Source organism: Gammaproteobacteria bacterium (assembly GCA_027296625.1).
Lineage (GTDB): Bacteria > Pseudomonadota > Gammaproteobacteria > JAKEHO01 > JAKEHO01 > JAKEHO01.
Map to the genome: position 1 here is coordinate 1 of JAPUIX010000069.1, position 5,149 is coordinate 5,149.

Below are 5,149 nucleotides of genomic sequence, written 5' to 3' on the forward strand. Positions count from 1 at the left end.
CCGAGGTACGGCGACTACGGGTGTTTGCCTAATGGCTCAGACTTGCGCGAAAGCGAGTACAACCGAGGAACCGGGTGCGGAAAAACTGCACGCCCGGGACTGTGCGGGGGGCGCCCGGTAACGGGCGTCCCTACCGCGGAGACCGGAGCAAATTGACAATGAAAAGCGATACGTACAAGGGCGGGTGTCTTTGTGGGGCGATACGATATAAGTCGACCGCTGCCCCACTACGGTGTGTTATCTGTCATTGTGAGTACTGTCGCAAGCACTCGGGCGCTCCCTGCCTCAGTTTTGTGCATTTTCCAATCGATGCGTTTACCTGGGTGTCGGGAGAGCCGCATAGATATCGTTCGTCTCAGTATGCTGAGCGCGGATTCTGTCCGGAATGCGGTAGCACGCTTTCTATGCATGAAGAGATTCTTGCGAATCGGGTGCAAGTGACACTAGGTAGCTTGGATAACCCGGAGCGGGTAATACCTCAAGATCACGTCTGGACGGAAAGTCAGATATCGTGGTTTGAAGTTGAGGATGAGCTGCCTAGATATCCACGGAGTAGCAGCGCCCTAGCGAGTAGGGCAGAGGATGAGTAGATTTGAAGGTCGAGGCCAAACAACGCGCTCAAGCCAACGCCGGAAAGCTTTGTGAGCGCCTTTCTAGCCAGGAATAATCGATCAGCCCAACGGCTGCTTGGGGTCAAAATTTGCCTTTCGCTATGCTTTCGACTTTCCCGAACTCCCCTCCCGAACTGATGCCTGAGTCTCCGTTCATTCTGCTGGTAGAATTCTGTAAGGGTCATACCTCGACCGATGTACGATGACTCTAATCATTGCATTGCCCTCCCACACTCATGTCTTCTTATCTTCCTGCGCTCCATAGTAGAAATGATTCACGCCGCTGGCTGTGTTGATGCACTCCACCGTTTTTCTTTGCAAGTCCCTGTTCAGATTGCGACTTCGCTCCGGGTCGAGCGTCAGGAGCATCTGTTCGACTTCATTGCGATCCAAACACTGATCAAAGAACTTCTTGACGTCCGCTGTGCATGCTTCATCCTTGTCGCATACCTCGATTAGTGCGCCTTTGTAGTTGTGCTTGTATAGAGCAACTGTGGCATCCGGAGAACATCCGGACAGAGATGTCAGAACCAGCGCTGACAGCACCTTAGCAGACATCTTGCGAGCGATCTTTCGGGTGATCATGTCCTTGGCGAATTCCTATGTTCCAGCAAATTCAGCAAGTTGGCAATCTTGTCGCGACCGATGTAGCGCCTTACCCTGAGCTCGCCATCCCGAACGCCCCTCCCGAACTGATGCCTTAGTCTCCGGGAATTCTGCTGGTAGAATTCTGGGAGGGCGCGACTTCGCGGACGCGCGAGCCGCCCCAAAGAGTACGAGTATCCAGCTGAGCAGGCCGACGATGCTTTAGCTCAGGCGGAGAAAAGTCAAGGCATTCAAGCCGATCTGATATTCAGGAAGGACAACTCTGGATTAACCACCGTCGAAAGCAGAAAATGTCGCGGAACACACAGATGAATTTGAGGGGGTCAAGAGATGGAATACCTGATCAATTCTGCGAATGTTCTCTATTTGGCGTCTTATACCGTTCGAGACATCTTATGGCTACGAATTCTTACCGTTGTCGCAGCCTCTATCCTCATATCGTATTTCTATCTGTTGCCCCAACCTCTGATAACGGCAATCTACTGGAATCTTCTGTTTACCGCTCTCAACATCTACTGGATCATCCGCCTCATCATCGAGCGTAGACCGGTTCATCTGACGGGAAACGACCTTCGCCTTTACCAGCTGGTATTCCGGTGCTTGACACCCCGGGAAATGCTCCAGCTGTTGAAGCTGGGACGTTGGGAGAAAGCAGTTCCGCCAGAATGTTTCATTTCTCAGGGTGATGAGCTGGAGCGGCTGATGGTAATTTGCGCGGGAAAGGCCCGCGTGGTCAAGGACGGGAAAACAGTGGAGGAGCTCGGACCGGGCCAGTTTATCGGTGGGATCCCCTTCATAAGCGAAAGTACTGCACCAGCCAACGTCATTGCGGTCGAGGAAACCCACTATATGTCGTGGCCTAAGGCGACCCTCAAGGAATTCCTGAAGGACAAAGCGCAATTACAGGGTGCACTGCATCTTACACTGGGCTTTGACTTGGTGCAGCGCTTGGAAGCAAGCTATTCTCGAGCATAGAGGGCGTGCTTGTGAGGCGGTAATTCTTGACACTGCGATATTGGTCCATGCTCCCGATTGCAGTGCTATTCGCCACTACGGCGATGGCATTAGGTGTCGAAGGCGCAACGTTGTTCACGCCGCTATTCATTCTGGCCCTGGACCTGCCACTAGAGATAGCGATTGACACGTAGGGAATCAAGAGGTCACATCTCTTGATTCCAGGATTCACCCCCATCATCCAAATATCAACCAAAGGATCTGACCCTTTGATTTCACTTTGATTTTAACAGGCTGGGTTGATCCCGGCGATTTTCCAGCAGTGCAGGGGAGGCTTCGCACAGCATTGCAGCGGACGTCAGCGCTGTCACCGACGTTATGACAACGCCTACTAACGGCCAAAAACACTCATTCCTCAAAATAAAGAAAACCTCGCACAGTGGCGGAGCTGGTTATAGGTGCTCGAACAGGCTGATGGCTGCCGCATCTGTATCAGAGGTCAAGATCGGATAGGGATGGATGGTCGTCCGGCCTTCTTCCGAGAGGCCAGTGATATTTGCGATCAGCCGGTGTGATTGGAAGATCGTTAATACTCGCGATTCGACGTTGCATTAAACCATTGTCGGCAAACTCCCAATTTTCGTTTCCGTACGACCGATACCAATTCCCGGAACCGTCGTGGCATTCATAGGCAAAACGCACCGCAATCCGCCGATCCCTGTACGTCCACAATTCCTTGATTAATCGGTAATCCAGTTCCTTCGCCCATTTACGAGTTAGGAATTGCACGATCGCGTCCCGTCCCTGTAAAAACTCAGAACGGTTTCGCCACACACTATCGACGGTATATGCAAGCGAAACCTTGGCGGGACTGCGAGAATTCCAAGCGTCTTCCGCCATCCGGACTTTCTGCACAGCACCTTCCAAATCGAATGGCGGAAGTGGTGGGCGGGGTTCATCTGTTAGAGACATGCGTTTCCTGACTCCCAATTTGATGGCAGCCGAACTAGGATTATCCACCGAACCTATTGGATAGAACCCCGTCTAGGGATACGTTTCAGTAACGACAGCCTATCAGACGTGAGCGACCCAGCGAACCATCAAAATTCATGGGCTGTCCGGACAGGTAGTAAACAAACCGGCTATGCCGGCGGCCGCTCCGCAATGACGCCTTCGTCAAGCAAACGATCCACATTGTGGTCATCATAGCCGAGCCAACCGGTTAGGACCTCGCGATTGTGTTCGCCCAACAGCGGCGCGGTGTGCCAATCCGATCGGTCGAGCTCACCATCGATGACGATGGGCGATCCGGGAAACGTCATGTTCGGGTGGCCAACGCGGGTAAGCTCGACGAAGAACTTTCTATGTTCGACCTGCTTGTCGGCGAGGAAATCGGGCGTGATGTTTACCGGGCCGGCAGCGATACCGGCCGCTTGAAGGATGGTCGTGAGTTCATGCTTGTCGAAGTCTTTCGTGCCTTTGCGGACGATGGATTCGAACTTCACGCGCTCGGCTTCGGTGCGGCAACTCACGGCAATCCACTCATCCTCACCTTGCGTCCGCAAGACGGCTGAGAAGGCATGCGCTGGATGATCGTTACCGATCGGCATGGGATCGTGACCGAGTTGCTTTTCCAACAGGAAGTCGCCGTGAAAGCTGACCCCTGCCTCATGCAAGGACAGCTCAACGAAAGCACCGAGCCCGGTCTCGCGCCGCCGATTGAGTGCGGTGACGACCGCCGCGGCACCACTGACGCCGCTGATGGCGTCGGGCAACGCGATCGCAGAATTGCGCGGCTCGTCCGGACCATAGCCCATGATCGCACCAAGCCCCGTCATCGGCTCCACCGAAGGTCCGTAGGCTACCCACTGACTGTAAGGGCCAGTCGTGCCGTAGCCGGGCATCGCTATGTAGATGATCTGATCGTTGGCCTCGCGCAATACTGCATACGCAAGGTTCAACGACTGCATGGCGCGAGCGCTGAAGTTCTCGATAACGACGTCGGCAACACCGACAAGTTCGAGGAACGTTTCACGCCCAGCGGCCGCCTTGAGGTCGATCGCGACGCTCTTTTTATTGCGGTTGAGCTTCACGAACACACCCTGTCTATTCCACGGATCCTCGCCGGGGTCGCCGCCCAAGTAGATGCCGGTTCCGGGCGGGGGTTTGGTACCCGGGCCTCGACCCATGGGAGATTCGATCTTGACAACCTCCGCGCCGAGATCACCTAGGATGCGTGTGCCGAGGGGTCCAGCCCAGACGTGGGTCAGATCGAGGATGCGGACGCCGGCGAGTGGACCATCAGCCATCGATCGGCTCCACGACGAAGTTGTGCGGCACGTCTCCGTCAAAACGATAGGCGAGCGAGGGCGATTGCATGCCTTCGACATCGCACCAGATCCGGCGTTCGGCAAGATGTGGATCGGCCAGCACTTCGTCGATCTCCTGGAGTACGCCCGTAGGCACGCGCGCCTGTTCGCCGAGTTTCTGCACCTCGGCTTTGGTTCTGTGGCCCAGGCTTTCGAAGATGATCGCATCGAGCGCTTCCCGGTTGTCGATACGCCCTCGACTCGACGCGAACCTGACATCGTCCTCAAGGTCAGGGCGACCCAACATCTTCGTAAAGGGCCCCCAAAAATGCGGTACGACATTCACGTGGAACCATCCATCCGCGCACGGAAAGAGATTGATCGGATACAGAATGCCAAAGCTCGAACCGTGCCGCGTACGCACGTCGCCGTTGCACGACCACATTACGGTCGTCATCTGCGATAACGATAGCACCGTCTCGAGCATGCTGACGTCCAACGCGTGATCCTCACCGCCGTACAAACACGCGCTCGCACCAATGTAGGCGTACTGGCCGGATTGATACTCGGTGTAGTGTCCCGGCAGAGTGAGCGGTGCACGCCCCGGATCGCCCATGAGGTACGTGTAGCCGCCCATCGCCAGCAGCACGGATGCGCTCGCGTGCCATT

The 5,149-nt window shown here is 55.2% G+C and carries 6 protein-coding genes; 2 read left to right on the forward strand and 4 right to left on the reverse strand.

The genetic code is table 11. From position 1 onward, the window contains the following. Window positions 1-845: 845 nt before the first annotated feature. A complete protein-coding gene (locus O6944_04080; GenBank protein MCZ6718320.1) occupies window positions 846-1,196 on the reverse strand; it encodes a hypothetical protein in 351 nt (116 codons plus the stop codon). A gap of 351 nt (window positions 1,197-1,547) precedes the next feature. On the opposite strand from O6944_04080, the gene O6944_04085 reads away from it, so the two are divergent. Next, window positions 1,548-2,192 (forward strand): cyclic nucleotide-binding domain-containing protein, encoded by a 645-nt coding sequence (locus O6944_04085; GenBank protein ID MCZ6718321.1) that lies wholly within the window; start codon window positions 1,548-1,550, stop codon window positions 2,190-2,192. Between the two features lie 47 nt (window positions 2,193-2,239). Then, window positions 2,240-2,365, forward strand: coding sequence for a hypothetical protein (locus O6944_04090; protein ID MCZ6718322.1), 126 nt, complete (start codon window positions 2,240-2,242; stop codon window positions 2,363-2,365). 298 nt (window positions 2,366-2,663) lie between these two features. On the opposite strand, the gene O6944_04095 is transcribed toward O6944_04090, so the two are convergent. From O6944_04095 to O6944_04105, 3 genes are all read right to left on the reverse strand, one after another. Further along, the gene (locus O6944_04095) at window positions 2,664-3,143 is read right to left on the reverse strand and encodes a nuclear transport factor 2 family protein (GenBank protein MCZ6718323.1); all 480 of its coding nucleotides are present in this window, start codon (window positions 3,141-3,143) and stop codon (window positions 2,664-2,666) included. 170 nt (window positions 3,144-3,313) lie between these two features. After that, complete coding sequence (locus tag O6944_04100; protein ID MCZ6718324.1) at window positions 3,314-4,480, reverse strand: CoA transferase; 1,167 nt, start codon at window positions 4,478-4,480, stop codon at window positions 3,314-3,316. Beyond that, window positions 4,473-5,149 (reverse strand): CoA transferase (locus O6944_04105; protein ID MCZ6718325.1); only part of this gene is annotated, 677 nt, incomplete at its 5' end. The genes O6944_04100 and O6944_04105, both read right to left, overlap by 8 nt.

What these genes read in the sequence shown, in the direction of transcription:
- O6944_04080 (MCZ6718320.1), bottom strand. Translation starts at nt 1,196, where the DNA reads ATGATCACCCGAAAGATCGCTCGCAAGATGTCTGCTAAGGTGCTGTCA.
- O6944_04085 (MCZ6718321.1), top strand. Translation starts at nt 1,548, where the DNA reads ATGGAATACCTGATCAATTCTGCGAATGTTCTCTATTTGGCGTCTTAT.
- O6944_04090 (MCZ6718322.1), top strand. Translation starts at nt 2,240, where the DNA reads ATGCTCCCGATTGCAGTGCTATTCGCCACTACGGCGATGGCATTAGGT.
- O6944_04095 (MCZ6718323.1), bottom strand. Translation starts at nt 3,143, where the DNA reads ATGTCTCTAACAGATGAACCCCGCCCACCACTTCCGCCATTCGATTTG.
- O6944_04100 (MCZ6718324.1), bottom strand. Translation starts at nt 4,480, where the DNA reads ATGGCTGATGGTCCACTCGCCGGCGTCCGCATCCTCGATCTGACCCAC.